The following is a 26738-nucleotide window of genomic DNA, read 5'->3' as shown; positions in this document are numbered from 1 at the left end:
CGCCCTTGGGAGGCCCCGTGTCCCGCACCGCCCTGCGTATCTGCCCCCTGTGCGAAGCCACCTGCGGGCTGACCCTCACCATCGAGGGCACCCGGGTGACCGGCGCCCGAGGCGACCGCGAGGACGTGTTCAGCCGGGGGTTCATCTGCCCCAAGGGCGCCTCCTTCGGCGCCGTCGACGGCGACCCCGACCGGCTGCGCACCCCGCTCGTCCGCCGCGACGGCGAACTGCGCGAGGCCACCTGGGAGGAGGCGTTCGACGCGGTCACGGCCGGACTGCGCCCGGTGGTCGAGCGCCATGGCCCGCACGCCGTCGGTGTCGTCCTCGGCAACCCCAACGTGCACACCATGGCCGGCGCCCTCTACCCGCAGGTCCTGCTCGGCGCCCTCGGCACCCGCAGCGTCTTCACCGCCTCCACGGTCGACCAGATGCCCAAACACGTCTCCTGCGGTCTGCTCTACGGCGACGCCAACGCGATCCCGGTACCCGACCTCGACCACACCGACCATCTGCTCCTCATCGGCGCCAACCCCCTTGAGTCCAACGGGAGTCTGTGCACCGCCGCCGACTTCCCCGGCAAGCTCAAGGCGCTCAGGGCCCGCGGCGGCACCCTCACCGTCATCGACCCGCGCCGCACCCGCACCGCCAAGCTCGCCGACCGGCACATCGCGGTCCGCCCCGGCACCGACGCCCTGCTGCTCGCGGCGATGACGTACGTGCTCTTCGAGGAACACCTCGTGGACCTGGGGGAGTTGGGTCCACATGTGCAGGGCGTCGAGGAACTCCGCTCGGCCGTAAGGGACTTCACCCCCGAAGCGGTCACCGGCGCCTGTGACGTGACCGCCGACGAGATCCGCGCCCTCGCCCGCGAACTGGCGGCTGCCCCAACTGCCGCCGTCTACGGCCGTATCGGCAGCTGCACCGTCCCGCACGGCACCCTCGCCAGCTGGCTCGTCGACGTCCTCAACATTCTCACCGGCAACCTCGACCGGCCCGGCGGCGCCCTCTTCCCGCAGGCCGCCACCGATCGGACACCCCGGCCCGCCGGACCGGGACGCGGCTTCGCGCTCGGGCGCTGGCACTCCCGGGTGAGTCAATACCCGGAAGCGAAGGGCGAGTTGCCGCTCTCCGCGCTCGCCGAGGAGATCGACACCGCGACCGTCGAAGGCGAACCGATCCGCGCGCTCATCGCCGTCGCGTCCAACCCCGTGCTCTCCGCACCGGACGGCGCCCGCCTGGACAAGGCCCTCGACTCCCTCGACTTCATGGTGAGCGTCGACCCCTACCTCAACGAGACCGCGCGCCACGCCGACGTCGTCCTTCCGCCGCCCCCGCCCTCCCAGAGCCCGCACCACGACTTCGCGTTCAACACCCTCGCCGTCCGCAACCAGGTCCGCTACTCCCGCCCCGCGATCCCGCTGGAGCCCGGCCGGATGGCCGAGACCGAGATCCTGGCCCGGCTGATCCTCGCCGCGACCGGCATGCACGGCGCCGACCCGGCCGCCGTCGACACGATGGTCATCGACCAGACCCTCGCCAAGGCCGTCAAGGACCCCGACTCGCCCGTCCACGGCCGCGATCCGCGCGAGATCACCGACCGCCTCACCGGCGACACCGGCCCCGAGCGCCGGCTCGACATGATGCTGCGCCTCGGCCCCTACGGCGACGGCTTCGGCGTACGACCCGACGGGCTGACCCTCCAGCAGCTGCTCGCGCATCCGCACGGCATCGACCTGGGCCCGCTGACCTCACGCCTGCCGCAGCCGCTGAAGACACGCAGCGGCAAGGTCGAACTGCTGCCGCAGCCGATCGCCGACGACCTGCCCCGGCTCCGGCAGGCCATGAGCGAGCGCGCCGAGGGACTCGTTCTCGTCGGCCGCCGCCACCTGCGCTCCAACAACAGCTGGATGCACAACGTGCCCGCCCTCACCGGCGGCACCAACCGCTGCACCCTGCACATCCACCCCGAGGACGCCGAGCGGCTGGGCGTGACCGACGGAGCGCCGGTCCGGGTGAAGGGCGCCGGGGGAGAGGTGACCGCCCCCGCAGAGATCACGGACGGCCTCCGCCGGGGCGTGGTGAGCCTTCCGCACGGCTGGGGACACGACCGTCCCGGCACCCGCCTCAACCACGCGTCCGCCGACCCTGGCGTCAACGTGAACCAGCTGCTCGACGGCAGTCTCCTCGACCCGCTGTCGGGCAACGCGGTGCTCAACGGAGTGCCCGTGGAGGTCGCCGCACTCACCGCACCGCTGTGACCTGGACTTTTGCGCTTATTGCTCGCGCGTCAACATCTTGTTAACGCAGCTTTGCGCGACCTAACGTCGTCGGACCGCCGCCCCTGGTGGGAGTTCAAAGGCGAACGTTAGGTGTTCCACTCATGCTGACCATCCTCGGCTTCACCATGATCGCGACCTTCCTGGTCCTGATCATGCTGAAGAAGATGTCGCCGATCGCGGCACTCGTCCTGATACCCGCGCTGTTCTGCGCCTTCGTCGGAAAGGGCGCCAAGCTCGGCGACTACGTCATCGACGGCGTCACCAGCCTCGCGCCCACCGCGGCGATGCTCATGTTCGCGATCGTCTACTTCGGTGTGATGATCGACGTGGGTCTCTTCGACCCGATCGTCCGGGGGATCCTCAAGTTCTGCAAGGCCGACCCCCTGCGCATCGTGGTCGGCACCGCGGTCCTCGCCGCGATCGTCTCCCTGGACGGCGACGGTTCGACCACCTTCATGATCACCGTCTCGGCGATGTACCCGCTGTACAAGCGCCTGAAGATGAGCCTGGTCGTGATGACCGGTGTCGCCGCGATGGCCAACGGCGTGATGAACACGCTCCCCTGGGGCGGACCGACCGCCCGCGCCGCGACCGCCCTCAAGCTCAACGCCAGCGACATCTTCGTCCCGATGATCCCGGCCCTCGCCGTGGGCCTGCTGGGTGTCCTCGTCCTCGCGTACGTCCTCGGCCGCCGCGAGCGCAAGCGGCTCGGCGTGCTGACGCTGGACGAGGTGCTCGTGGAGGAGCCCGCCGAGTCGGAGACGGTCCTCGTGGGCGCCGGCGGCGGGGAGGGCGACAAGCGGGCGCGGACCGGCGGTTCGGGTACCGGCAACGCCCCCAGGGTCACCGGCGGTTCGGGCTCCGGCACGGACGCCGGCGCCGAACTGCCCGACGAGGACGACGGTTTCCGCGGCCTCGACCCCAACCGCCCGACCCTGCGCCCCAAGCTCTACTGGTTCAACGCGCTGCTCACGGTCACCCTGCTCACCGCGATGATCATGGAGTGGCTGCCGATCCCGGTGCTGTTCCTGCTCGGTGCCGCGCTCGCCCTGACCGTCAACTTCCCCCACATGCCGGACCAGAAGGCCCGCCTCGGCGCCCACGCGGAGAACGTCCTCAACGTCTCCGGCATGGTCTTCGCCGCCGCCGTCTTCACCGGCGTCCTCCAGGGCACCGGCATGGTCGACCACATGGCGACCTGGCTGGTCGACAACATCCCCGACGGCATGGGCCCGCACATGGCCTTCGTCACCGGCGTGCTCAGCATCCCGCTCACGTACTTCATGTCGAACGACGGCTTCTACTTCGGCATCCTCCCCGTGCTCGCCGAGGCGGGCCAGGCCCACGGCGTCTCCTCCCTGGAGATCGCCCGCGCCTCCCTCGTCGGCCAGCCCCTGCACATGTCGAGCCCGCTCGTGCCCGCCGTGTACGTCCTGGTCGGCATGGCCAAGGTGGAGTTCGGCGACCACACCCGGTTCGTGGTCAAGTGGGCGGCCCTGACATCGCTCGTCGTCCTCGGGGCAGGAATCCTGTTCGGCATCATCTGACCTACACGACAGGGAACTCGACCATGGCGCCCGGCAGGAACCGCGGCTGGCTGCTCCGCCTCGTCATCGCCTTCGGCTTCGCGCAGGGGGCGGTGTCGATGGCCCGCCCCGCGGTGTCCTACCGGGCGCTCGCCCTCGGCGCGGACGAGCGGGCGATCGGTGTCATCGCGGGGGTGTACGCGCTGCTCCCGCTGTTCGCCGCCGTACCGCTGGGCCGCCGCACCGACCACGGCCGCTGCGCACCCCTGCTGCCCGTCGGCGTGGTCCTGATCTCCGGCGGCTGCGCCTTGAGCGGGCTCGCCAACTCCCTCTGGGCGATGGCGATGTGGAGCGGCGTGATGGGCCTGGGCCATCTCTGCTTCGTGATCGGTGCCCAGTCGCTGGTCGCCCGCCAGTCGGCCCCGCACGAACAGGACCGCAACTTCGGCCACTTCACCATCGGCGCCTCCCTCGGCCAACTCGTCGGCCCCATCGCCGCGGGCGCCCTGATCGGCGGCTCCGACATGGCCGGCAGCAGCGCCCTGGCCCTGCTCGTCGCGGGCGCGGGGGCCGCCGTGTCGTTCACCTCCCTCTGGCGCATCGAGGACCGTACGGCCGTCAAGTCCCTTACCCGGCAAGGCGATCGCGTGCCCATGCGGAGCATCCTCGGCGCCCGGGGTGTCCCCGCGGGCATCTTCGTCAGCCTCTCCGTGCTGTCCGCGACCGACATCCTCACCGCCTACCTTCCGGTGGTCGGCGAACACCGGGGCATCGCGCCCTCGGTGATCGGCGTACTGCTCAGCATCCGCGCGGCGGCCACCATCGCGTGCCGCCTCGTCCTCACCCCACTCCTCCAACTGCTCGGCAGGGCCACCCTGTTGACCGCGACCTGCCTCCTCGCGGGCGTCCTGTGCGCGGGCATCGCGCTGCCGGTTCCGGTGTGGGCGATCGGCCTGATGCTCGCCGTGCTCGGCTTCTGTCTCGGTGTCGGCCAGCCGCTCTCCATGACGACCGTCGTCCAGGCCGCCCCCGACGGCGCCCGTTCCACCGCCCTCGCGCTGCGCCTCACCGGAAACCGGCTCGGCCAGGTCGCCGCACCGGCCGGCGCGGGCCTTGTCGCCGGAGTCGCGGGCGTGGCGGCGCCGTTCGTGATGCTCGGCGCGCTGCTGGTGCTCTCGGCGGGGGCCGCGCTGCGGTCGCCGGGCGGTGCCGCCCGGGAGCGGACGGCACCCGGCGGCGTGCGGCGGGGGCGGCCTTCCTTGAGCCGGAAGGGCGATATCTAGCGATATCTGACGGCGCGTACGGCGCTGCGCACGCATTCGGCGGGCCGGATGTGAAAGGGAATCAGGCTAAAGAGCAATTCGTACGATAATCGCCTGATTCGGAGGGCTGTTCATGCCGACCTCATTCCTGCCCCGTCGAGCCGCCGCCTGGACGGTTCTCGCCGCCGCGGCAACCGTCGTCTCCGGCGCGCCCGTCGCTGTCGCCGCTCCTGGTGACAACGGAGACGTCAAGATCCACGAGGTGGGGACGCCCTTCGACGATCAGCGCAACCAGCCGAAGGTCTGCGACTTCTACATCGACGCGTTCAACTTCGACACGATCCAGCAGGTCACCTGGTCCATCGAGACCCAGCCGCCGGTCCTGGGCGGCGCGACCCGTTCCGGCTCCATCACGCTCAGCGGCGGCACCGGCCACACCATGCCCGTCGCGACGCTCCCGAACGGCATGTACAAGCTGACCTGGAACTTCGTCGGCGAGCACGGAAAGGCCAAGCAGAAGGTCTTCAAGGTCGACTGCGGTCCCGGTGGCGGCACGGGCGGCACGGGTGGCACCGGTGGCACCGGCGGTCCCAACGGCGGCCCGCCCGCCGGTGGCGGCGGCCTGGCCAGGGAAGCGGCCCTGACCCCGCTCGCGGGCGCCGCCGCGGTGGGCCTGACCGCGGTCGGCGGGGTGGTCTGGTTCCGGCTGCGTCGCCGTCCCCACGGTGCGGCCTGAGCGGATGCGATGAATCCGAGTTCCGCCCCGCGCCCCACCCGGGCGCGGGGCGCTGACACCGCCCACCTGCACCAGACCTCGCGCCCGGCCGACCGCGACACACCGGGTCGCACCGCTCCGCGCGGATCGTCGGGCCGCACCGCCACCTGCAAGACGCCGGGCCGCTCCACCACCCGCATGGTGCGGCGCCGTCGGCCCTGGTACCGGACGCGGGCCTACCGGCTCACCCGGACCGTCGTGCTGGCTGTCTTCCTGATGGTCGGCGGCTCCCGGTGCGCCGGGAGCGCGGGCCCGACCGGCCCGGCCCGGGCGACGCAGTCGGCCACGGACGCCTCCGGCCCGGCCGGGGCGGCTGCGTCGGCCACAGGCACCTCCGGCCCGAACGGAGCGGTTTCGCCGCCCCCGGACGCCCGCTCGGACGCCCGTGGCGGTCAACACCCGCCCCCGGCGCACCCCGTGGCCCGCTCCGGACGCCCGGCGGCTCCGCCGCGTGCCCTCCCGCGCTCCCGCGCGACCGGGCTCGTCATCCCCTACCTCGGTGTCGACGCCCCGGTCGTCCCGCTCCGGCTCGGCAGCGGGCGGCACATGTCCGCGCCGCCGGACGACGACTCCAAGCGGGTGGGCTGGTACGCGGACGGGCCCACCCCCGGCGAACAGGGCACCGCCGTCGCCGTCGGCCACCTCGACACCATGACCGGCCCCGCCGTCTTCGCGGGACTCGGCGTACTCAAGCCCGGCCGCCTCATCGAGGCCCGCCGCGCCGACGGCCGGACCGCCGTCTACACGGTCGACGCGGTGAAGACGTACGAGAAGGCGCACTTCCCCGACCGGGAGGTCTACGGCGCACGTGGCCGGCCCGAACTCCGCCTGATCACCTGTGGCGGCAGCTTCGACCACCGGACCGGCTACTCCGGCAACACCGTCGTGTTCGCCCACCTGACCGCGACCCGCGAACGCGGCCGTACGCGCTGAACGCGATCGTCCGTTTTCTCACCACCCGGACCGACCCGCCCGATCCGGTCCGGTCTCTTCCCCCGGGCGCGCACATTCCGTTAACTTCCGTGACTCACAAGCCCCGTACGACCCGTACGGGGCGATCCGATCGCGGAGCCCCCGGGGGCACTCGTCATGACACGCGCCATCTCCCTGCACGACGTGAGCAAGGCCTACCCGCGAGGCGCCCGCGTGGTGGACCGGTTGTCGCTGGACATCGCGCCGGGGGAGTTCCTCGTGCTGCTCGGGCCGTCCGGGTGCGGCAAGTCGACCGTGCTGCGCATGATCGCGGGCCTGGAAGAGATCACCGAGGGCGAGTTAAGACTCGACGGCGAGTACGCCAACGAACTCGCCCCCTCCGAACGGGACATGGCGATGGTCTTCCAGAACTTCGCCCTCTACCCGAGCATGACCAGCCGCGACAACATCGGCTTCCCGCTGCGCATCGAGGCCCCCGGCACCGACCCCCGCCCGCGCGTGGACGCCACCGCCCGCATGCTCGGTATCGAGGAACTCCTCGACCGCTTCCCCGGCCAGCTCTCCGGCGGCGAACGTCAGCGCGTCGCCATGGGCAGGGCCATCGCCCGCCACCCCTCCGCGTTCCTGATGGACGAACCGCTCTCCAACCTCGACGCCAAACTCCGCAACCACCTGCGCGCCGAAATCTCCACCCTCACCCGCGAGTTGGGCGTCACCACGGTCTACGTCACCCACGACCAGGCCGAGGCCATGTCGCTGGGCGACCGGGTCGCCGTCCTGCGCGGCGGAGTCCTCCAGCAGGTCGGCAGCCCCCGCTCGGTGTACGCGCTGCCCCGCAACGTCTTCGTCGCCGCCTTCATCGGCACCCCGCGCATCAACCTCCTGCGCGGTCTGGTCCGGGCCCCGTTGGACGGCGCGATGACCATCAGCCTCGGCAAGCAGTACCTGCGTCTGCCCGAACCCCTGTGCCTGGACCACCAGTTGCTCCGCGTCCAGCAAGGCCGCGAGGTCATCGTCGGCCTGCGCTCCGAGGCCATCCGCATCGCGAAGCCCGCCGCCGCCCGCCCCGGTGAGGTGGCGATCAGCGGCCTGGTCGAGCATGTGGAGTTCCAGGGCCACGAGGTCCTCGTCCACTTCAACACCGGCTCCCGGCCCGCCGTCGTACCGGAGTTGGAGGCCCCGCGCCCCGCCCGCCCGGCCCGGCGCCGCCGACGCGAGGGCGGTGTCCTGGGCCGGCTGCGGGAGCGCGCGGGCGTGCTGCGCGCCGGACCGGTCGTCGTACTCGACCACCCGGCGGACCCGGAACCCGACCTCGTACCGCCCGAGGGCCGCCTCCCCGGCGACCTCGTCGTGCGTACCACCCCCGACATCCAGCTCCGCCACGGCATGCAGGTCCCGCTCCTCGTGGACATCGCCCACCTGTTCGTCTTCGACCAGCACGGCGAACGCATCTCGCCCGCCCCGGCGCGGCTGCCCGACCTGGACGAGTGACGACCGGTACGGATAGGCGCATGAGCGCATATATCGGCCGAAACATGATATTCCTCGCGATCGCTGGCCTCTTCCTGGCGGCGGCAGCCCCGACCGCCTACGCAAGCCTCGACACGGAGACCGCCCCCGCGCCGACGCGCGGAGCGCCGTACGTCGAGACGCAGCTCTTCTTCGGCACCGAGCGGCCCGACGGCGGTCCGGCCGTCACCGACCGGCAGTTCACGGCCTTCGTCGACAAGGAGGTCTCGTCGGACTTCCCGGACGGGCTCACCGTGCGGAGCGGGCGCGGGCAGTGGCGGGACGCGAACAGGAGGATCGAGAAGGAGCGGTCGTACGAGGTGATCCTGCTGTATCCGGTGGCGGCGGGTGCGAGCGACCGGAAGATCGAGGAGATCCGGAGGGCGTACGAGAAGGCCTTCGCGCAGGAGGCGGTGGCTCGGGTGGACGACCGGACCCGCGCCGATTTCTGAGGTGTCCGCGTGTCCGTGCCCCGGGGTCTCTGGCGCCGGAAAACTAACACCGCTAGTTTGTGAGGCGGACGACGCAGTCACGCCTGGGAGGCAGCACGATGAAGGCACACGACGGCATGTACATCGACGGCGCCTGGCGCCAGGCCGCGAGCGGGGAGACCATCGACGTGGTGAACCCGGTCGACGAGCAGGTGATCGACCGCGTCCCGGCCGGCAGCCCCGAGGACGTCGACACCGCCGTACGCGCCGCTCGTGCCGCCCTCCCGGGCTGGGCCGCCACCCCGCCCGCCGAACGGGCCGCGCGCCTGGGGGCGTTGCGGGACGTGCTCGTCGCCCGCAAGGACGAGATCGCCGAGACGGTCACCGCCGAACTCGGCTCCCCGCTCGCCTTCTCGCAAGCCGTCCACGCGGCCGTGCCGATCGCGGTCGCGGGCTCCTACGCCGAACTCGCCGCGACCCACGCCTTCGAGGAGAAGGTCGGCAACTCGACCGTTTACCAGGAGCCGATCGGCGTGGTCGGCGCGATCACCCCCTGGAACTACCCCCTCCACCAGATCGTCGCCAAGGTCGCCCCGGCGCTGGCGGCAGGCTGCACCGTCGTACTCAAGCCCGCCGAAGACACCCCGCTCACCGCGCAGTTGTTCGCGGAAGCGGTCGACGAGGCGGGCGTCCCGGCCGGCGTCTTCAACCTCGTCACCGGCCTCGGCCCGATCGCCGGCCAGGCCCTCGCCGAGCACCCGGGCGTCGACCTGGTCTCCTTCACCGGCTCCACGGCGGTCGGTCGCCGGATCGGCGCGACGGCAGGTGCCGCGATCAAGAAGGTCGCCCTCGAACTCGGCGGCAAGTCCGCCAACGTCATCCTCCCGAGCGCCGACCTCGCCAAGGCCGTCAACGTCGGCGTCGCCAACGTGATGTCCAACTCCGGCCAGACGTGCAGCGCCTGGACCCGCATGCTGGTCCACCGCGACCAGTACGACGAGGCCGTGCGGCTGGCCGCGACCGCCGCCGCCAAGTACGGCGACCGCATCGGCCCGGTCGTCAGCGCCAAGCAGCAGGCGCGGGTGCGGAGTTACATCGAGAAGGGGGTGGCGGAGGGTGCGCGGCTGGTGGCCGGAGGCCTCGAAACCCCTTATGAACAGGGCTACTTCATCGCCCCGACCGTCTTCGCCGACGTGACCCCCGACATGACGATCGCCCAGGAGGAGATCTTCGGCCCGGTCCTCTCCCTGCTCCGCTACGACGACGAGGACGACGCCGCGCGCATCGCCAACGGCACGGTGTACGGCCTGGCCGGTGCGGTGTGGGCCGGTGAGGAGGCGGAAGCGGTCGCGTTCGCGCGGAGGCTGGAGACCGGACAGGTCGACATCAACGGCGGACGCTTCAACCCCCGTGCCCCGTTCGGGGGTTACAAGCAGTCGGGCGTGGGCCGGGAACTCGGTGCACACGGCCTGTCCGAGTACCTCCAGACCAAGTCCCTTCAGTTCTGATCCCGTTGACCCTTCAGGAGGCCTCGCATGGTCCGCGCCGCCGTACTGCCCGCCGTGGGCGCTCCGCTGGAGATCGCCGAGATCGACCTCCCGGCCCCTGGCCCCGGCCAGGTCCGTGTCCGCCTCGCGGCCGCCGGGGTCTGCCACTCCGACCTGTCCCTGACCAACGGCACCATGCGCGTCCCGGTCCCGGCGGTCCTCGGCCACGAGGGCGCGGGCACGGTGCTGGCCGTGGGGGAGGACGTCACCCATGTCTCACCCGGCGACTCGGTCGTCCTCAACTGGGCCCCGTCCTGCGGCACTTGCCACGCCTGCACGCTCGGCGAGGTCTGGCTCTGCGCCAACGCGCTCAACGGCGCCGCCGATGTCTACGCCCACCGCGCCTCCGACGGCAGCGATCTCCATCCCGGCCTGAACGTGGCGGCGTTCGCCGAGGAGACGGTCGTATCCGCAGCCTGTGTCCTGCCCCTTCCGGACGGAATCCCGCTGACGGACGCGGCACTTCTGGGCTGCGCCGTCCTCACCGGCTACGGCGCCGTGCACCACTCGGCGCAGGTCCGGGAGGGCGAGACGGTCGCGGTCTTCGGAGTCGGCGGAGTGGGCCTCTCGACGCTCCAGGCGGCCCGGATCGCGGGTGCCGCGAAGATCGTCGCGGTCGATGTCTCCCCGGAGAAGGAGGAGTTGGCGCGCGCGGCCGGAGCGACGGACTACGTGGTCGCCTCCGAGAACACGGCCCGCGAGATCCGCGCCCTGACCGGCAGGCAGGGCGTCGACGTCGCCGTGGAATGCGTCGGCCGGGCGGTCACCATCCGCACCGCCTGGGAGTCCACCCGCCGGGGCGGCCGCACCACGGTCGTCGGCATCGGCGGCAAGGACCAGCAGGTCACCTTCAACGCCCTCGAACTCTTCCACTGGGGACGGACGTTGAGCGGCTGTGTCTACGGCAACTCCGACCCGGCTAAGGACCTGCCGGTGCTCGCCGAACATGTGCTGGCCGGGCGCCTGGACCTGGGCGCACTGGTGACGGAACGGATCGAACTGGCCGGGATTCCGGCGGCGTTCGAGAACATGGTGGCGGGGAAGGGCGGACGGGCACTGGTGGTGTTCTGAACCGCCTTGCCTACGGGACCTGTTCGGGCTCCGGGTCGATGGCAGGGGCAGGGGCAGGGGCAGTAGAGGTGGAAGTGGAGGTGGAGGTGGCCTGCTCCGCCTCCGCCTTCGCGCGTGGCCGGGACCGGGACACCGCCACACCCGTGAGACACAGCACCCCGCCGGCCAGCGTGAGCAGCCCCGGTACCTCGCCGAGCGCCAGCCACGACATCAGGACGACCAGCGCCGGCACGGCGTACGTCGTCGCGCCCATGCGGCTGGCGGTCGTACGGGCGAGGGCATAGGCCCAGGTGGTGAAGGCGAGGGCGGTCGGGAAGAGGCCCAGATAGACCATGTTGAGCGTGGCGGAGACGGGCGCGTCGGCCGCGTCCTGGACGAGCTGCCCCGCGAACGGCAGACACAGCACCGCACCGATGAGACACCCGAACGTCGTCACCTGGAGCGCGCTGGCACGGCCGAGGGCCGGCTTCTGGGCGACGACCCCACCGGCGTAGGCGACCGCCGCGAGCAGACACAGCGCCACGCCGAGCACGGACGAACCGACCTTGCCCGACATCGACAGCCCCACGGTCACCGCACCGGCGAAGGACACCGCCATGCCCGCGAGCAGCCGCGGCGGCATCGGGTCACCGAGCAGCCGTGAGCCGAGCAGGGCGATGAGGATCGGCCCGATGTTCACGACGAGAGCGGCGGTACCGGCGTCGACCTGCTGCTCGCCCCAGTTCAGGACGACCATGTAGAAGCCGAACCACAGCGCGCCCGAGATCGCGATCCCCCGCCACGCGGACCGGGGCGGCACCCCTTCCCGCCGTACGAGACAGAGCACCCCCAGCGCCAGCCCTCCGCTCGCCAGCCGTCCCAGGGCCAGGGCTCCCGGCGAGTAGGCGGCCCCGGCGCTCCGGATGGACACGAAGGCGGAGGCCCAGAGCACGACGCTGACGACAGCGGCCGCTGCGGCGGCGGTCGCTTCGGCGGGACGTACGGGTTTCTTCATGGCCCGAGGCTAGGTGGGGCGGGACGGCGATGCTAGCGGAAATCGGACGGCAGGTTCGGAGGGCAGGTGTGATGCCTTTAAGGTCAAATTCATTACCAATGAGGCTGGATGTCGACTCTCTGGGAGGGGCAGAGTCCGGCACAAGTGCCTACAGGTGAGGACGGTCGGATGAGCCACCACCCCGTACCGAAGCCCGTGCATCGCCTGTGGTCGACCGAGCACGAGCCCGTGCTGTAGGTCGAGGACGGGGACACGGTGTCGTTCGACCTCACCGAGGCGACGGACGGCCAGTTCGGCCCGACGTCGACAGTCGACGCGATCGCGGGCTTCGACGAGTTGTGCGTCAGCGCGATCGAGGCGTCCCTGTCGGGCGCGGCCCGCATCTGCCTGCACAAGGGCCGTCGCATCGCGGCTCCCCAGTTCGAAACGGCGGGCCCGCTCCGCACCGGCTCCGACCGTGTCGACCACTACGCCACGACGGGCGTGGCACCGGACCTCATGAAGGCGGCCCAGGACGCGACCCGCGCGATGATCGACCACCTCGGCACCCGCTACGGCCTCGACCCGATCGACGCATACGTCCTGTGCAGCGTGGCCGTGGACCTGGGGATCACAGAGGTCGTGGACGCCCCGAACCGGGTCGTTCCGGCATACCTGCCGAAGGTGTTCCTCCGCACCTCTTGAGTCACGGTACGGCGCACCCCCCCAGGGGTGCGGGGAACTGCGCGACCAGCCACAACGGACCCGCACCCGGCAGACGACAGAACCTAAGCCCCGCGTTGCATCTCCGAGAACTGCCCAGCCAACCCGTCCAGCAGCGCGGCCAACCCCACCTCGAAAGCCCGCTCGTCAACCTTCTCCTGCTGCTCGGCAAGCAGATGCGCCTGCCCAAGATGCGGATAGTCGGCAGGGTCGTACGCGCTCGCGTCGTCCACGAACCCCCCGGCGAACGACCCCAGCGCCGACCCCATGATGAAGTACCGCATCAACGCCCCGATGGACGTGGCCTGCGCAGGCGGCCACCCCGCATCGACCATCGCCCCATAGACCGCGTCCGCGAGCCGCAGCCCCGCCGGCCGCCGCCCGGGCCCGGTCGCCAGCACCGGCACGATGTTCGGGTGGTCCCGCAGCGCGGACCGATAGGAAACGGCCCAGTCGTGCAGCGCGGTACGCCAGTCGCGGCCGTCCTCGAACATCGACAGATCGACCTGCGCGCTCACCGAGTCCGCGACCGCCTCCAGAATCTGGTCCTTCGTGCGGAAGTGGTTGTACAGAGAGGGCCCACTCACCCCCAGCTCGGCGGCGAGCCGGCGCGTGGAGACGGCCGCCAGCCCCTCCGCGTCCACCAGGACGCGAGCCGTCTCGACGATCCGGTCGGTGCTGAGGAGGGGCTTGCGCGGTCGGGCCATGGCGCACATAGTAGGGCTGCGAGACCGAAACTAGCAGTGCTAATTTAAATGTGCAGTAGTCAATGTGCAGCAGCCGGTGTACGGCCTTCCACTTGGGGTGACGCGCGATGGACCTGGGACTGAGTGAGGAGCAGGAAGCCGTACGGCGGCTCGCCAAGGACTTCGTCGACCGTGAGATCGCCCCGCACGTCATCGCGTGGGACCGCGCGGAGGAGGTCGACCGCTCGATCGTGAAGAAGCTCGGCGGGGTCGGTTTCCTGGGTCTGACCATCGGCGAGGAGTACGGCGGCTCGGGCGGCGACCATCTCGCGTACTGCCTGGTCACCGAGGAACTCGGACGCGGCGACTCCTCCGTGCGCGGCATCGTCTCCGTGTCGCTCGGCCTGGTCGCCAAGTCGATCGCGGCCTGGGGGAGCGAGGAGCAGAAGCGGCGCTGGCTGCCGGGGCTCACCTCGGGCGAGTACGTGGGCTGTTTCGGGCTCACGGAACCCGGCACCGGTTCCGACGCGGGCAACCTCACCACTCGCGCGGTCCGTGACGGCGACGACTACGTCGTCAACGGCACCAAGATGTTCATCACGAACGGCAGTTGGGCCGACGTCGTACTGCTCTTCGCCCGCTCCACCGACGCCCCCGGCCACAAGGGCGTCTCCGCCTTCCTCGTGCCCACCGACAGCCCCGGCCTGACCCGCCGCACCATCCACGGCAAGCTCGGCCTGCGCGGCCAGGCCACCGCCGAACTGGTCCTCGAAGACGTCCGTGTCCCCGCAGCCGCCATGCTCGGTTCCGAGGGCAAGGGCTTCTCGGTCGCCATGTCGGCGCTGGCCAAGGGGCGGATGTCGGTCGCCGCTGGCTGTGTCGGCATCGCCCAGGCCGCGCTCGACGCCGCGGTCCGCTACGCCGGTGAGCGCGAGCAGTTCGGCAAGCCGATCGCCCACCACCAGCTCGTCCAGGAACTCATCAGCGACATCGCCGTCGACGTGGACGCGGCCCGGCTGCTGACCTGGCGGGTCGCCGACCTCGTCGACCGGGGGCTCCCCTTCGCCACCGAGTCCTCCAAGGCCAAGCTCTTCGCCTCGGAGGCGGCCGTGCGGGCCGCGAACAACGCGCTCCAGGTCTTCGGCGGCTACGGCTACATCGACGAGTACCCGGCCGGGAAGCTGCTGCGCGACGCCCGCGTGATGACCCTCTACGAGGGCACCAGCCAGATCCAGAAACTGCTCATCGGGCGCGCGCTGACGGGGATTTCGGCGTTCTGAGTACGTCAGCTGAGTACGCGGACGGATGTGGTGGCGGCCGTAGCAGCGGACGCTTGTCCCCATGAGCGAAGCATCGGGCAAACCGCAGAACACGGCCGCCTTCTACGGCCAGGCCGTCGCATCCTTCTCCGTCGCCATCGCGGCGACCGCCATCGGCATCTTCAAGCTGCAGGCCGACGCCTGGGTGCGGGCCTTCCTCGCGATCGCCGTCCTGTATCTGGTCACCTCCTCCTTCACCCTCGCCAAGGTGATCCGGGACCGGCAGGAGGGGACGCGCGGCACCTACAACCCGTTCGAAAAGCTCTGAGCGGGGAGACTAAGCGCTCGCTCAGGTTCGGCGGTATGGTGGAGCCCTTGTCACCGAGAGGGGCTTACGAGCGATGAGTACGGCGGAGGAGACGACCGCGGGGGACCCGCAGGCCTGGGCAGAGGTCACGCCCGACGCGGCCCGGCGACTGCTGATCGCCGCCGTGGAGGCCTTCGCCGAGCGCGGCTACCACGCGACGACCACCCGGGACATCGCCGGCCGCGCCGGGATGAGCCCGGCGGCGCTCTACATCCACTACAAGACCAAGGAAGAGCTGCTCCACCGGATCAGCAGGATCGGCCACGAGAAGGCCCTCGACATCCTGCGGACGGCGGCGGCACGCGAGGGCAGCGCCGCCGAGCGGCTCGCCGACGCGGTGAGCTCCTTCGTGCGCTGGCACGCGGGCGGCCGTACCACCGCGCGGGTCGTGCAGTACGAACTCGACTCGCTCGGCCCGGACGCCCGCGCCGAGATCCTCGCGCTGCGCCGGCAGGTCGACGCCGAGGTGCGCGGGATCGTCGAGGACGGGGTCGCGGACGGCTCCTTCGACGTGCCGGACGTGAAGGGCACGACCCTCGCGATCCTGTCGCTGTGCATCGACGTGGCCCGCTGGTTCAGCCTCGACGGACCCCGCACACCCGACGAGGTCGGCGCGCTCTACGCCGACCTCGTACTGCGGATGGTGGGGGCCAACTAGCCGCTGTCGTGCGGGATTCGGCCGCTCAGAGGTAGTAGCGCGACACCGACTCGGCCACGCACACCGGCTTGTCGCCGCCCTCGCGCTCCACGGTGAACGCGACGGTCACCTGGACGCCGCCCGGTACGTCGTCGACGCCGGTGATCGTCGCGGTGGCGCGCAGCCGGGAGTCGACCGGGACGGGGGCGGGGAAACGGACCTTGTTCGTCCCGTAGTTGACACCCATCTTCACGCCCTCGACCTTGATGAGCTGCGGTCCGAAGAGCGGGAGCAGCGACAGGGTCAGGTAGCCGTGCGCGATGGTCGTCTTGAAGGGACCTGCGGCAGCCTTCTCCGGGTCCACGTGGATCCACTGGTGGTCGCCCGTCGCGTCCGCGAACAGATCGATCCGCTTCTGGTCCACCTCCAGCCAGTCGGTGTACCCCAACTGCTCCCCGACCGCCGCCCGCAGGTCGTCGACGGAGGTGAAGATCCTCGGCTCTGCCATGTCCCGGCCTCTCACGTCATCCAGCATCACGCGTCTCGAAATGTCTAAGCAACTGCTTAGCATGGTCGTATGCCGGGCCGCTGTCAACGGAACACCTGTGTCGGTGGATGGGTAGGGTTCGAGGGGTGCCCCAGATTCCCGAGAAGATCCACGAGCTGACCGTCGGGCAACTCGCCGCCCGCAGCGGCGCCGCCGTCTCCGCCCTGCACTTCTACGAGGCCAAGGGTCTGATCAGCAGCCGCCGCACCACGGGCAACCAGCGCCGGTACACCCGTGACACCCTGCGCCGGGTCGCCTTCGTACGGGCCGCCCAGCGCGTCGGCATCCCGCTGGCCACCATCCGCGAGGCGCTCGCCGAACTCCCCGAGGAGCGCACCCCGACCCGCGAGGACTGGGCCCACCTCTCCGAGGCCTGGCGCTCCGAACTCGACGAACGCATCAAGCAGCTCAACCGCCTCCGCGACCATCTCACCGACTGCATCGGCTGCGGCTGCCTCTCCCTGGCGACCTGCGTCCTGTCCAACCCGGACGACGTGGTCGGCGAACGGGGCGCGGGTTCACGGCTGATGACGGAACCGGGAGAACGCCGAAAGGGTCGCGCTCCCCGGGACCGGACGTCGGATCCCGGTCCCGGCGAGCGCGAGTGAGGCCCGGCGCCGGGCCTCACTCGTACTCGGTGCCGCCCTTCCGCGTCAGATACGCGGCGCTCACCGCCTTGGCGATCGCCCGGCCGCCGGTCACGGGGCTGTAGCGCTCCACGGCGGGGCGGATCACGACGCCCTCCCGCAGGTGCAGTCCACGCCCAGACACGGTCTCGCGGCCGTTCGCGACCTCCAGCACCCGCTCGATGTCGTACGGCCCTTCGTAGAGTCGTGGCACCAACGGCAGGTCCCCGGCGAGGAGTTCGGCCGAGTCCAGCCAGCGCACCGTTCCGTCGATCTCGGCGGAGACGTCGAACACGGCGTACCCGAGGGTGCCGCGCCGGCCGTCGGCGCCGTAGGTGAGGTCCTGTACGCCCGCGCCGTAGACCTCGCCGAAGATGCCGACCCGGCGTGCGCCGAGCCGTTCGGCGAGGCGGGCGGCGGCCTCGGGGACGCCGTGGCCGAGGACGGCCCGCCAGTACAGATTGCGCGGATCCTCTTTCAGGGCAAGGGACTTGGCGCCGAAGCCCTTCGAGGAGACCTGGACGCGGCCGTCCTCGGCGAAGTACGTGAGCAGGCACGCCGAGCCGTGCAGTTTCTCGGTCAGGACCACAGCCTCGCCCGGTTCGAATATCCCGGGAAACCGCTGGATGTTCTCGATGTCCACCCAGGGCAGCAGATCGGGCGCGGACTCGACGTCCCCGTCCATCGTGGGCGGGATCGGCGGCACCCACTTGACGATGCCGAGCAGTTCCGCGAAGTCGGTGCCGTCCAGGGCGGCCCGGGCAAGGTCCACGTCGGCGAGCGCCTTGGGCCGGCAGACGATGCCCTGCGACAGCTCACCGCGCAGGCGCACCGCCTTGACCCGGTCGGAGTTGCTCCCCGCGAGGCGCCCGGTCAGCCCCAACTCCTCGATCAGCGCGGCCGGGAGCACGGACTGCTCGGGGATGTAGACGGCGGTGTCACCGGTGCGGTACGCGCCCTTCGCGACGACGGCCCGGTACAAACCGACCTGGGCCAGTTCGAGGGCGTCGGCGTTCGGGTGTTCGTGGACGGTCAGCACTTCGGCGGTGACGCGCAGCGTCGACATCGGGGCTCCTCGGGTTCCTCAGTTGGGTTTCATCGTCCTCAACTGTCCTGACAAGAAACCGGGTTGAGCGAGTCGAATATGGGCTGCTAGGGCCGGGCCGCGGCCGGCGGCGAAACCGGTTGGTCGTGGCTCCGTGGCCTGTGTTTCCATTCCGGGGTGACCATCCGGGAGAGGGCCGACGGTGATGTCGAGGAGTGCGTGAGGATTCTCGCGGAGGTCCACGCGCACGACGGCTATCCGGTCAACTGGCCCGACCGGCCCGGTGAGTGGCTGACCCACGGTCCCTCGCTGGGCGCCTGGGTCGCCGAACTCGAAGGCCGCCTCGTCGGGCATGTCTGTCTGGCACCCGCGGGCGAAGACGATCTGGCACCGGTGCTGTGGGGCGAGCGGACGGGGGTGCCGTCGGGTACGACCGCCGTGGTCGGCAGACTGTTCGTCGCTCCGGAGGCGCGGGGACATCGGATCGGCGCACTGCTGATCGGCCGGGCGGTGCGGGAGGCGCGGCGGCACGGCCTTCATCCGGTGCTCGACGTCGTCACCACCGATACCGCCGCGGCAGCCCTGTACGAACGGCTGGGCTGGGAACTGCTGGCCACCGTCGAGCAGCGATGGAGCCCCCAGCAGACGGTGGCCGTCAGTTGTTACGCGGCGCCGTCCTGACACCCGTACTGCACCAGCGCCTCGGCGACCAACTGACCGTTGGACAGGGCCCGTTCACCGTCCGGCAGGTACAGGGTGTCCTCCAGGCCGATGCGGGTCGCGAGCCCCAGCCGCCCCGCGAGCCGGAGCACCGGCCAGGCGCCGCCGTCCTCGCCGTGCAGCAGCACCGGGCGGCCGTGACCGGTGTCGAGGTCGGCGAGGAGGGCTCGCGCGGACGCTTCTGCCGTGTCCGCATCGGGGTCGGTCACCTCCGCGAGGACCCGCAGCACCTTCGAGCGGAGCGGCGAGACGGCGAACCGGGCGGCCCCGTCCGTGCCGGACCAGATGCCGGCCTCCACGCCGACACCCCGGTCCAGCAACACCGCCGCGACCTCCTCGGCGCCCGGCTCGTGCCAGTTGACCGACGCGTGGTCGGGCAGCACCGTCCAGCCGCGCACCCGCTCCAGCCGGGCGGCGGGCTCCGGCTCGGCCCAGGCACCGGTGGTCACACCGACCGGCACAGTCACCCGCGCCCGTATCACGTCGAGGGTCACGGCGAGGACGCGCGGCGACAACGTGTCGCCCCCGCAAGGGGACTTGGGGTGGACGTGCACCTCCGTGGCCCCCGCCGCGACGGCCTCGGCCGCGGAGTCGGCCATCGCCCCCGGCGAGACCGGCACCATCACCCCGTCGACGGCCCCACGGACCCCGTTGAGACAGACCTGCACCATGCCTCGATGGTGCCACCCGCCACTGACAACGCCCGCTCACGCCCATACCCACCGAATCCCGACCCGGCAGGGCCCCACGCCCAACGCCACCGTGTGCACCGACCCGGACGCGTCCACCCGCAGCCGTTGCTCCCTGGGCCGCGCTCCACCGGCGTGGGAGTCGAGGCCGTTCGTGCGGAACGAGTAGCACGCGCGCGGCAACGCCCCCTTCGCGAACCGGACTTCCAGGAGGTGTTCGCGCATCGGGACGTGAATGGTCGTCTCGGCGCGCGGCGAGTACGGGCGCGGGTCCCGGTGCTCCACCGTGTAGTCGACGATCACGGTCTCGCCGCGGGCCAGCGGGCGGTCGAAGAGCAACTCCGCGGCCACCAGCCCCTCGGCGGGCAGTTCGACGACGGTACCCAGCCGGGCCGGGGCCGCCGGGCGGAGCCGCGGTAGCGGCCCGGGGGCGTCGAGGCGGTACAGGGCGATCCAGCGGTCCGCGCCGTCCGCCTCGGCGCGCAGCAGCCGGCGGCTGGTCATCGAGCGGATGCTGCGGTCGGCGGCCACGTCGACCCGGTTGTGGCAGCTGAGCCGGGTCAGGCTGTCGTCCCAGCGGGTGTCGAGCGCGGCGAGGGTGGCGGTCAGGTCGCGGTGGTCCGACCAGACCCGGGCCAGATCCGGGTGGTCGCCGACCGGTGGCAGCCAGCGCCCTCGTGGCCGGGGCGGGCCGAGCAGTCCGGTGAGCGCGCCGGGCGGCAGCCGCAGTACGTCCTCCAGCACGGTCAGCGCCGCCAACGACCGCTGCCGTTCGGGCTGGTAGCGCCCGGACTGCCAGGAGCTGAGCGTCGCCGAGGCCACCGGAGTACCGCGGCGCAGCAGCCGGTCCTGGATCCGGTCCAGGCTCAGCCCGCTGGCCGCGATGGCCGCGCGCAGCGCCTCGTGGAACGGCATCGTCTCGGATCCGGAAGTCACGTACTCCAGCTCAGGTCAGGGCCGTCCTGGGGCGGAAGAGCGTTGCCCCGAAGTTTGGTCAGTCTTTCCCGGCGATGGATCAATCTTGAATGAACCTGTCAGATTTCCCGGGTGTTGCCGCGCCAATTCCCGCAAGACTGAAGGTCCTTGGCTGTCTTGTCAGGCCCATGCAAGCTCGCGGAAGCTGCTGTCCACTGCCGTCACGGCAGTCCCCCCACCCCCTCGAATGACGGAGAGTCATGTCCGCGAGATCTTCCGCCGGGTCCGTTCTCGTCACCGCCGCCGCCCTCACCGCCGCCCTCGCCACTCCCGCACTCGCCGCCGAGCCCAGCGCCGCCTCGAACACCCCCGCCCAGCTCACCCAGTCCATAGCGAGCCACGAGAGCCACACCCTGCGCGGGCTCGCGAAGCCCGGCAAGGTCAACGCAACCGTCTCGTCGACCAACTGGTCCGGCTACGCGGCCGTCGGATCGACCGGCGCCTACACGTCGGTGACCTCTTCCTGGACCCAGCCGACCGTCACCTGTGGCTCGGCCACCACGTACTCGTCCTTCTGGGTCGGCCTCGACGGTTACAGCAACTCCGCGCTGGAGCAGACCGGTACGGAGGCCGACTGCATCGGCGGCAAGGCCACCTACGGCGCCTGGTGGGAGGTGCTGCCCGCCTCCGAGAGCGCGTACTCCGGTGTCACCGTCAAGGGCGGCGACAAGTTCACCGCGACCGTGACCTACACCGGCTCCACCTTCACCATGACCCTCGCCGACTCCACCGAGGGCTGGACCAAGACCACCACGCACGCCGGCTCGTCCGGCTTCAAGAACGCCTCCGCCGAGGTCATCGCGGAGGCCCCCGAGGTCGGCGGCTCGGTCGCGAGCCTCGCCGACTTCGGCACCGTGACCTTCACCGGCGCCAAGGCCAACGGCAGCAACCTGGACACCTTCTCGCCTAACGAGATCGTCATGACGAAGAGCAGCAGCTCCGCCGTACGGGCCCAGCCGGGCTCGATCTCCGGCGGAAGTTTCGCCGACGTCTGGAAGGCCAGCTGACACCTGCCGGCGCCTGCGGCGCACCGCTTCGGGGCTGTCGACGGAACGCCGTCGGCAGCCCCGGCCGTTGCATCGGCAAGCGCAAATCGGCTGCGTCAATATGGGGTGCGGCATCCCCGGCGCACCCCTGGCGCCCTTCTTCGATTCGCCCCGGTTCAGGCCGACATCAGCAGTCGTCCGCGCCTGGCGTAGGCCAGGGCCTCGGGCGTGAGCACCGGACGCGGGACGACGATGCCGCAGTCGGTGCAGACCGGGCCCGAGGACGGTTCGTGGGCCAGGTCGTACTTCCACAGGAGGCGCTCCCCGGCGCACACCGGGCACACGGAACCCGGTTCGCGCTCCAGGGCGGCGATCAGCCGTCGCAGCACCTCGGCCAGTGGCTCATGGGGGTGGAGACGGGGGTCGTCGCACCAGGCGACACCGAAGCCGCCCCAGGTCAGCCGGTGCCAGTCGTCCACGCTGCCCGGGCGGCGCAGCCCGTCGTGCTTCTCCTTCTTACGGCGCTCGGCGAACCCCGCCTCATAGGCGAGCCAGACCTTGCGCGCCTCCTCCAGCTCGTCCAGTGCGGCCACGAGCCGCGCCGGGTCGGGGGAGCGGTCCTCGGGTCCGAACCCGGCCCGGGAGCTCAAGTGGTCCCAGGTCGCCCTGTGTCCATAAGGGGCGAACCGCTCAAGGCATTTGCGCAGCGAGTAGCGCCGCAGCGCCAGATCGCACCGAGGGTCTCGCACCTGTCTCGCCAGACTCCGGAAACCGGCCATCGCCCTGCACCTCCGTCACACCTGCACCTGTACTTCGGTCACCTCGGCGTCGTCGTACGGACGTCGCCGAATAGACGTATCGACAAGCGATTTGGCTCCATCCGATTTCCGATGGCCCCCATAAGCCGCTCCCGCCCATCCAAAACTTGACGCATGTTCATCTTCAATCCCGGGGATACCGGCGGTAACGTCCGGCCACACCCCCGTCGGTAGGAGCCGCCATGCCTCGGCGCACCCCACGTAACTTGCTCGACAGACTGAGAACTCCCGGCAGATTCCCCGGGTTCCTGAAGGCCGCATCCGTATGCGCCCTCATTGCCGCCCTTTTGTCTCCTCTTGCCCAGGGGACCGCCACGGCCGCGACCGCCTCGAACGACTACTGCGGCGGCCAGTGCTCGGACATCCTCCCGGCCGGTGAGAACGGCAACGCCACCCTCGCCCAGATCCTCCTCAATCAGGCCTTCGGCTCCCAGCCCGCGCATGCCGAAGACCAGCTCGGCCCCTACGCCAACCTGGCCACGGGCGCCTCCACGCTGACCGACGCGAAGATCAACACCTTCTTCAACGACGCCTCGTTCGGGGTCCCCGCCGCCAACGTCGCCTCGACCGAGAACCCCAGCGGCCGTACCGATGTGACCATCGTCCGCGACAAGGCGACCGGTGTGCCGCACATCACAGGCACCACGCGCTACGGCACCGAGTACGGCGCCGGCTACGCGGCGGCCGAGGACCGGCTGTGGCTGATGGACGTCTTCCGGCACGTCGGGCGCGGCCAGTTGACCACCTTCGCCGGCGGCGCGACCTCCAACCAGGGCCTTGAGCAGGAGTTCTACCGCAACGCCCCGTACTCCGAGGCCGAGCTCCAGTCCCAGATCGACAACGCCGTCGCCAACAACGGCGCCCGCGGCCAGCAGGCCCTCGCCGACGCCAACGCCTACCTGGCCGGCATCAACGCCTACATCGACGCCTCGGACAGCGGCCGTTACTTCCCCGGCGAGTACGTCCTCACCGGTCACAAGGACTCGATCACCAACGCCGGTACGATCGACCACTTCAAGATCACCGACCTGGTCGCGCTGGCCTCCGTCATCGGCACCCTGTTCGGCTCCGGCGGTGGCGGCGAGGTCAACAACGCCATCTCCCTGCTCGCCGCCCAGGAGAAGTACGGCGTGACCGAGGGCACCAAGGTCTGGGAGTCCTTCCGCGAACGCAACGACCCCGAGGCCGTCCTCACCGTCCACAACGGCGAGAGTTTCCCGTACGGCACCAAGCCCACCACCGCCCAGGGCGAGGCCCTGCCTGACGCCGGTTCGGTGACGACCGAGCCACTCGTCTACGACGCAACGGGCACCGGCGCCGACCAGAGCGCCTCCGCCGCTTCCGCCGCGGCGACCGCGACCGCCCTCAGCTCCGCGAAGCGCGGGATGTCCAACGCCCTTGTGGTGAGCGGCAAGTACACCGCGAGCGGCCACCCGATCGCCGTCTTCGGACCCCAAACGGGTTACTTCGCACCGCAGTTGCTCATGCTCCAGGAGATCCAGGGCCCGGGCATCAGCGCCCGCGGCGCCTCCTTCGCGGGCCTGAGCATGTACGTCGAACTCGGCCGCGGCCAGGACTACTCGTGGTCCGCCACCACCTCCGGCCAGGACATCATCGACACCTACGCCGTCGAACTCTGCACGGACGACTACCACTACCTCTTCCACGGCACCTGCACGGCCATGGACGAGATCGAGCAGAAGAACTCCTGGAAGCCCACCACGGCCGACGGCACCGCGGCCGGGTCGTACACGATGAGAGTGTGGAAGACCAAGTACGGACCCGTCGAATACAGAGCGACCGTCGGTGGGAAAAAGGTCGCCTACACCACCCTGCGCTCCTCCTACATGCATGAGGCCGACTCGATCATCGGCTTCCAGATGCTCAACGACCCGGACTACGTGAAGAGTCCGGCGACCTTCCAGACCGCCGCGCAGCACATCAACTTCACGTTCAACTGGTTCTACGCCGACTCCCAGCACACCGCCTACTACAACAGCGGCAACAACCCGGTGCGGCCCAGCGGTGTCGACCCCGAGTTCCCGGTCTGGGGCCAGGCCGCCTACGAGTGGCAGAACTGGGACCCCACCACCAACACCTCCGACTACACCCCGGCCTCGGCGCACCCCAACTCCATCGACCAGGACTACTACATCTCCTGGAACAACAAACAGGCCCTCAACTACACGACGGCCAGCTGGGGAGACGGTTCCGTCCATCGCGGCAACCTCCTCGACGACCGGGTGAAGAAACTCGTCGCGGCCGGCGGCGTCACCAGATCCTCGCTGGTGAAGGCCATGTCGGACGCCTCCCTCACCGATCTGCGCGCCGAGGACGTACTGCCCGACCTCCTGAAGGTCGTCAACAGCAGCACGGTCACCGACACCACCGCGGCGGCGGCCGTCACCAAGCTGCAGACCTGGCTGACCGCGGGCGGCAAGCGCACGGAGACCTCGGCCGGGTCCAAGACCTACGCCAACTCCGACGCCATCCGGATCCTCGACGCCTGGTGGCCGCTGCTGGTCAAGGCCGAGTTCCAACCCGGCCTCGGTGACAGCCTGTACACCGCGTTCACCAACAACCTGTACATCGACGAGACCCCCTCGGCCGCCCACGGTCCGACCGGGTCGCACGCCGGAAGCTCCTTCCAGTACGGCTGGTGGAGCTACGTCGACAAGGACATCCGGTCGGTGCTCGGGCAGACCGTCTCCGGACCGCTCGCCGAGCAGTACTGCGGCGGCGGCAGCCTCAGCGCCTGCCGGGACATCCTCATCAGCACCCTGAAGACGGCGGCCGGCACCAGCGCGTCCACCGTCTACCCCGGGGACTCGCTGTGCTCGGCGGGCGACCAGTGGTGCGCCGACTCGATCGTCCAGCGCACCCTGGGCGGCATCAAGCACTACAACATCAGCTGGCAGAACCGGCCCACCTTCCAGCAGGTGGTGGAGTACACGTCACACCGGTGACGCCGTAGCGGCGGCGGGCCGGCCGATCCGGCCCGCCGCAAGCACCACCCGGGCCAGCTCCGGGTGCACGATGTCGCTGTGCGCCCCGTTCGGGGCGCCACCGTGGCACACCACCGCACACGCGTCGATGTTCACACAACCCGATGTGGGAAGTGGGGAGTCGAGCGCCTCGGCGAGGGTCAGGGTGCGGGTGCCGGGAACCGCCCGCACTCCGTCGTGGCCCATCGCGCCCCACTTGTCGCCCAGCACCCGGTCGATCTCGAACGCGGCGAACGAGCAGTCGTCGTCCGCCATCCGCGATGCCAGCGGATAGATCGTGCCGAGCGCCGAGTCGAAGTGCGAGTAGCAGCACACCAGCGGACCGTCGACCCGGTTCTGCTGCCCCTGCAGCACACCCCCGGTGCGCGCGTCGTCCGGCAGCCGGGACGCGAACGCGTAGTGCGAGAAGGCCCCTTGGAGCAGCGTCACCGACTTGACCGAGTGCACCCCCTCGGGCAGACCGCGTAGCGCGAACGACACCAGGCGGCCACCGAAACTGTGCCCCACGAGATGCACCCGCACGTCCGGTGCCACCCCCGCGAGCCGCCCGATCACCGGCCCGAGCCCGCGCTCGCCGACCGTGCCCGCGCGCCGTTTCATCGCGTAGTACGCCGCCTGCCGCAGCAGCTCCCGTGCCCCCTTCCAGGGGTTCGGCAGTGTGAACTCCGGGCCGGTGCGCGGTGGTTGAGGCGACGCGAGATGCTCAAGAGCCTGCGCGAACTGGTCGCAGACCTCGGCCGTGCAGCCGACGGCGAGCATCCGCGGCTCGCACTGCGGCAGCCCCTCCGCCATCGTGTCCGCGCCGAACTGTGCCTGCGGCCCGGGCGGCACCACCTCCACGAGCGTCCGCACCAGCCGCCCGAACTCCTCCAACTCGGCGTCCTGGGCGGGCTGTTGGTCCAGCATGCGGGCGATCTGGTCGATCAGCGTCGCGTTCCCCGGAAAGGCTTCGAGGAGCGCGTGCCGGGTGTCGTCGTCGAGCGCCGGGGCCGGAGGCCCGGCCATGGTGGCCGCTGTGTGCGGGAAGTCCGGGATCGGCTGGTCCGGGAACTCCATCGATGGCCAGATCACGCCCACGTACCCGATGCGGGCCTTCGGCGCGAGCTTCGGAATCGGTGCGAAGAAGCGGCTGTAGAGCTTCGTGGCACCGGCACGCTGACTGTTCCACCCGTGCGAGAACACGATCAGGTCACCGACCCCCCGCTGCCGTACTTCACGCAGCAGACGATCGTATTCCGCCTGGTCGACGTCCCCGCCGGCGTCGAAGGTCAACTCCCAGTACGGGCTCACACTCATCGCCGGATCCGCCATGACCGGCCTCCTCGTCCCCCGGAGCGGTTCAATGTGGG

General features: G+C 70.7%; 25 protein-coding genes. 17 read left to right on the top strand and 8 right to left on the bottom strand.

All coding sequences use genetic code 11. The annotated features are described in order from the left end of the window. Positions 1–17: 17 nt before the first annotated feature. The 9 genes from ACWDEW_RS22845 (at position 18) to ACWDEW_RS22805 (ending at position 11333) form a co-directional block, all read left to right on the top strand. Positions 18–2258 carry a molybdopterin oxidoreductase family protein gene (locus ACWDEW_RS22845; RefSeq protein ID WP_450514783.1) on the top strand — a complete coding sequence of 747 codons (2241 nt, stop codon included), beginning with the start codon at positions 18–20 and terminating at the stop codon, positions 2256–2258. Between the two features lie 122 nt (positions 2259–2380). Beyond that, on the top strand, positions 2381–3826 hold the full coding sequence (locus tag ACWDEW_RS22840; protein WP_450514782.1) for a CitMHS family transporter: 1446 nt from the start codon (positions 2381–2383) through the stop codon (positions 3824–3826). A gap of 23 nt (positions 3827–3849) precedes the next feature. Further along, positions 3850–5088 carry an MFS transporter gene (locus tag ACWDEW_RS22835; RefSeq protein WP_450514781.1) on the top strand — a complete coding sequence of 413 codons (1239 nt, stop codon included), beginning with the start codon at positions 3850–3852 and terminating at the stop codon, positions 5086–5088. Positions 5089–5200: 112 nt separating this feature from the next. Continuing rightward, on the top strand, positions 5201–5803 hold the full coding sequence (locus tag ACWDEW_RS22830) for a hypothetical protein (RefSeq protein WP_450514780.1): 603 nt from the start codon (positions 5201–5203) through the stop codon (positions 5801–5803). 9 nt (positions 5804–5812) lie between these two features. Then, a complete protein-coding gene (locus ACWDEW_RS22825; RefSeq protein ID WP_450514779.1) occupies positions 5813–6775 on the top strand; it encodes a class F sortase in 963 nt (320 codons plus the stop codon). Positions 6776–6931: 156 nt separating this feature from the next. Continuing rightward, positions 6932–8266 carry an ABC transporter ATP-binding protein gene (locus ACWDEW_RS22820; RefSeq protein ID WP_450514778.1) on the top strand — a complete coding sequence of 445 codons (1335 nt, stop codon included), beginning with the start codon at positions 6932–6934 and terminating at the stop codon, positions 8264–8266. Between the two features lie 44 nt (positions 8267–8310). Continuing rightward, entirely contained in the window at positions 8311–8736 is a 426-nt protein-coding gene (locus ACWDEW_RS22815; RefSeq protein ID WP_450514777.1) for a DUF3574 domain-containing protein, read from the top strand. A gap of 98 nt (positions 8737–8834) precedes the next feature. Beyond that, positions 8835–10223 carry an aldehyde dehydrogenase family protein gene (locus ACWDEW_RS22810; RefSeq protein WP_450514776.1) on the top strand — a complete coding sequence of 463 codons (1389 nt, stop codon included), beginning with the start codon at positions 8835–8837 and terminating at the stop codon, positions 10221–10223. A gap of 27 nt (positions 10224–10250) precedes the next feature. Then, positions 10251–11333, top strand: a complete 1083-nt coding sequence (locus tag ACWDEW_RS22805; RefSeq protein ID WP_450514775.1) for a Zn-dependent alcohol dehydrogenase — start codon at positions 10251–10253, stop codon at positions 11331–11333. Between the two features lie 10 nt (positions 11334–11343). On the opposite strand, the gene ACWDEW_RS22800 is transcribed toward ACWDEW_RS22805, so the two are convergent. Further along, the gene (locus ACWDEW_RS22800) at positions 11344–12327 is read right to left on the bottom strand and encodes a DMT family transporter (protein ID WP_450514774.1); all 984 of its coding nucleotides are present in this window, start codon (positions 12325–12327) and stop codon (positions 11344–11346) included. A 255-nt stretch (positions 12328–12582) separates the two neighbouring features. On the opposite strand from ACWDEW_RS22800, the gene ACWDEW_RS22795 reads away from it, so the two are divergent. Beyond that, entirely contained in the window at positions 12583–13011 is a 429-nt protein-coding gene (locus tag ACWDEW_RS22795; RefSeq protein ID WP_450514773.1) for an acetamidase/formamidase family protein, read from the top strand. 83 nt (positions 13012–13094) lie between these two features. Here ACWDEW_RS22795 and ACWDEW_RS22790 read toward each other — a convergent pair whose 3' ends face one another. Further along, complete coding sequence (locus ACWDEW_RS22790) at positions 13095–13736, bottom strand: TetR/AcrR family transcriptional regulator (protein WP_450514772.1); 642 nt, start codon at positions 13734–13736, stop codon at positions 13095–13097. A gap of 107 nt (positions 13737–13843) precedes the next feature. Here ACWDEW_RS22790 and ACWDEW_RS22785 point away from each other — a divergent pair, with 107 nt between their 5' ends. The 3 genes from ACWDEW_RS22785 to ACWDEW_RS22775 all read left to right on the top strand — a co-directional run bounded on the left by ACWDEW_RS22785 (position 13844) and on the right by ACWDEW_RS22775 (position 15999). Further along, positions 13844–14995 carry an acyl-CoA dehydrogenase family protein gene (locus ACWDEW_RS22785; RefSeq protein WP_450514771.1) on the top strand — a complete coding sequence of 384 codons (1152 nt, stop codon included), beginning with the start codon at positions 13844–13846 and terminating at the stop codon, positions 14993–14995. A 61-nt stretch (positions 14996–15056) separates the two neighbouring features. Next, entirely contained in the window at positions 15057–15302 is a 246-nt protein-coding gene (locus tag ACWDEW_RS22780) for a YiaA/YiaB family inner membrane protein (protein WP_450514770.1), read from the top strand. A 73-nt stretch (positions 15303–15375) separates the two neighbouring features. Beyond that, the gene (locus ACWDEW_RS22775) at positions 15376–15999 is read left to right on the top strand and encodes a TetR/AcrR family transcriptional regulator (protein WP_093624869.1); all 624 of its coding nucleotides are present in this window, start codon (positions 15376–15378) and stop codon (positions 15997–15999) included. A gap of 25 nt (positions 16000–16024) precedes the next feature. Here ACWDEW_RS22775 and ACWDEW_RS22770 read toward each other — a convergent pair whose 3' ends face one another. Then, a complete protein-coding gene (locus ACWDEW_RS22770) occupies positions 16025–16486 on the bottom strand; it encodes a MaoC family dehydratase (RefSeq protein WP_362972400.1) in 462 nt (153 codons plus the stop codon). A gap of 125 nt (positions 16487–16611) precedes the next feature. Between ACWDEW_RS22770 and soxR the strand changes: the two genes are divergently transcribed. Then, positions 16612–17133, top strand: coding sequence for a redox-sensitive transcriptional activator SoxR (gene soxR / locus ACWDEW_RS22765; RefSeq protein ID WP_450514769.1), 522 nt, complete (start codon positions 16612–16614; stop codon positions 17131–17133). Between the two features lie 16 nt (positions 17134–17149). On the opposite strand, the gene ACWDEW_RS22760 is transcribed toward soxR, so the two are convergent. Continuing rightward, positions 17150–18217 (bottom strand): RNA ligase (ATP), encoded by a 1068-nt coding sequence (locus ACWDEW_RS22760; protein ID WP_450514768.1) that lies wholly within the window; start codon positions 18215–18217, stop codon positions 17150–17152. A gap of 198 nt (positions 18218–18415) precedes the next feature. Between ACWDEW_RS22760 and ACWDEW_RS22755 the strand changes: the two genes are divergently transcribed. Then, complete coding sequence (locus tag ACWDEW_RS22755; RefSeq protein ID WP_450514875.1) at positions 18416–18877, top strand: GNAT family N-acetyltransferase; 462 nt, start codon at positions 18416–18418, stop codon at positions 18875–18877. On the opposite strand, the gene ACWDEW_RS22750 is transcribed toward ACWDEW_RS22755, so the two are convergent. Together ACWDEW_RS22750 and ACWDEW_RS22745 are read right to left on the bottom strand one after the other, a co-directional pair. Next, positions 18859–19587: a 3-keto-5-aminohexanoate cleavage protein gene (locus ACWDEW_RS22750; protein ID WP_450514767.1), complete on the bottom strand. Its 729-nt coding sequence runs from the start codon at positions 19585–19587 to the stop codon at positions 18859–18861. The two genes, ACWDEW_RS22755 and ACWDEW_RS22750, sit on opposite strands and share 19 nt — an antisense overlap. Positions 19588–19623: 36 nt before the next feature. After that, on the bottom strand, positions 19624–20541 hold the full coding sequence (locus tag ACWDEW_RS22745; RefSeq protein ID WP_450514766.1) for a hypothetical protein: 918 nt from the start codon (positions 20539–20541) through the stop codon (positions 19624–19626). Between the two features lie 239 nt (positions 20542–20780). Here ACWDEW_RS22745 and ACWDEW_RS22740 point away from each other — a divergent pair, with 239 nt between their 5' ends. Next, positions 20781–21587, top strand: coding sequence for a G1 family glutamic endopeptidase (locus tag ACWDEW_RS22740; protein ID WP_450514765.1), 807 nt, complete (start codon positions 20781–20783; stop codon positions 21585–21587). A gap of 155 nt (positions 21588–21742) precedes the next feature. Here ACWDEW_RS22740 and ACWDEW_RS22735 read toward each other — a convergent pair whose 3' ends face one another. Further along, positions 21743–22345 (bottom strand): hypothetical protein, encoded by a 603-nt coding sequence (locus tag ACWDEW_RS22735; protein WP_381245756.1) that lies wholly within the window; start codon positions 22343–22345, stop codon positions 21743–21745. A 221-nt stretch (positions 22346–22566) separates the two neighbouring features. On the opposite strand from ACWDEW_RS22735, the gene ACWDEW_RS22730 reads away from it, so the two are divergent. Continuing rightward, complete coding sequence (locus ACWDEW_RS22730) at positions 22567–25350, top strand: penicillin acylase family protein (protein WP_450514764.1); 2784 nt, start codon at positions 22567–22569, stop codon at positions 25348–25350. Here the strand turns inward: ACWDEW_RS22730 and ACWDEW_RS22725 are convergent. Further along, positions 25339–26700 (bottom strand): serine-threonine protein kinase, encoded by a 1362-nt coding sequence (locus ACWDEW_RS22725; RefSeq protein WP_450514763.1) that lies wholly within the window; start codon positions 26698–26700, stop codon positions 25339–25341. The two genes, ACWDEW_RS22730 and ACWDEW_RS22725, sit on opposite strands and share 12 nt — an antisense overlap. Positions 26701–26738: the final 38 nt, after the last annotated feature.

The organism is Streptomyces sp. NPDC001100 (genome assembly GCF_053598575.1).
This window is presented reverse-complemented; position numbering and strand designations above follow the sequence as displayed.

Bases quoted from the DNA above. Each gene is read 5' to 3' on its own strand.
- ACWDEW_RS22840 (WP_450514782.1), top strand. From the start codon at position 2,381: ATGCTGACCATCCTCGGCTTCACCATGATCGCGACCTTCCTGGTCCTG.
- ACWDEW_RS22835 (WP_450514781.1), top strand. From the start codon at position 3,850: ATGGCGCCCGGCAGGAACCGCGGCTGGCTGCTCCGCCTCGTCATCGCC.
- ACWDEW_RS22830 (WP_450514780.1), top strand. From the start codon at position 5,201: ATGCCGACCTCATTCCTGCCCCGTCGAGCCGCCGCCTGGACGGTTCTC.
- ACWDEW_RS22825 (WP_450514779.1), top strand. From the start codon at position 5,813: ATGAATCCGAGTTCCGCCCCGCGCCCCACCCGGGCGCGGGGCGCTGAC.
- ACWDEW_RS22820 (WP_450514778.1), top strand. From the start codon at position 6,932: ATGACACGCGCCATCTCCCTGCACGACGTGAGCAAGGCCTACCCGCGA.
- ACWDEW_RS22815 (WP_450514777.1), top strand. From the start codon at position 8,311: ATGATATTCCTCGCGATCGCTGGCCTCTTCCTGGCGGCGGCAGCCCCG.
- ACWDEW_RS22810 (WP_450514776.1), top strand. From the start codon at position 8,835: ATGAAGGCACACGACGGCATGTACATCGACGGCGCCTGGCGCCAGGCC.
- ACWDEW_RS22805 (WP_450514775.1), top strand. From the start codon at position 10,251: ATGGTCCGCGCCGCCGTACTGCCCGCCGTGGGCGCTCCGCTGGAGATC.
- ACWDEW_RS22800 (WP_450514774.1), bottom strand. From the start codon at position 12,327: ATGAAGAAACCCGTACGTCCCGCCGAAGCGACCGCCGCCGCAGCGGCC.
- ACWDEW_RS22790 (WP_450514772.1), bottom strand. From the start codon at position 13,736: ATGGCCCGACCGCGCAAGCCCCTCCTCAGCACCGACCGGATCGTCGAG.
- ACWDEW_RS22785 (WP_450514771.1), top strand. From the start codon at position 13,844: ATGGACCTGGGACTGAGTGAGGAGCAGGAAGCCGTACGGCGGCTCGCC.
- ACWDEW_RS22780 (WP_450514770.1), top strand. From the start codon at position 15,057: ATGAGCGAAGCATCGGGCAAACCGCAGAACACGGCCGCCTTCTACGGC.
- ACWDEW_RS22775 (WP_093624869.1), top strand. From the start codon at position 15,376: ATGAGTACGGCGGAGGAGACGACCGCGGGGGACCCGCAGGCCTGGGCA.
- ACWDEW_RS22770 (WP_362972400.1), bottom strand. From the start codon at position 16,486: ATGGCAGAGCCGAGGATCTTCACCTCCGTCGACGACCTGCGGGCGGCG.
- ACWDEW_RS22760 (WP_450514768.1), bottom strand. From the start codon at position 18,217: ATGTCGACGCTGCGCGTCACCGCCGAAGTGCTGACCGTCCACGAACAC.
- ACWDEW_RS22750 (WP_450514767.1), bottom strand. From the start codon at position 19,587: ATGGTGCAGGTCTGTCTCAACGGGGTCCGTGGGGCCGTCGACGGGGTG.
- ACWDEW_RS22740 (WP_450514765.1), top strand. From the start codon at position 20,781: ATGTCCGCGAGATCTTCCGCCGGGTCCGTTCTCGTCACCGCCGCCGCC.
- ACWDEW_RS22735 (WP_381245756.1), bottom strand. From the start codon at position 22,345: ATGGCCGGTTTCCGGAGTCTGGCGAGACAGGTGCGAGACCCTCGGTGC.
- ACWDEW_RS22730 (WP_450514764.1), top strand. From the start codon at position 22,567: ATGCCTCGGCGCACCCCACGTAACTTGCTCGACAGACTGAGAACTCCC.
- ACWDEW_RS22725 (WP_450514763.1), bottom strand. From the start codon at position 26,700: ATGGCGGATCCGGCGATGAGTGTGAGCCCGTACTGGGAGTTGACCTTC.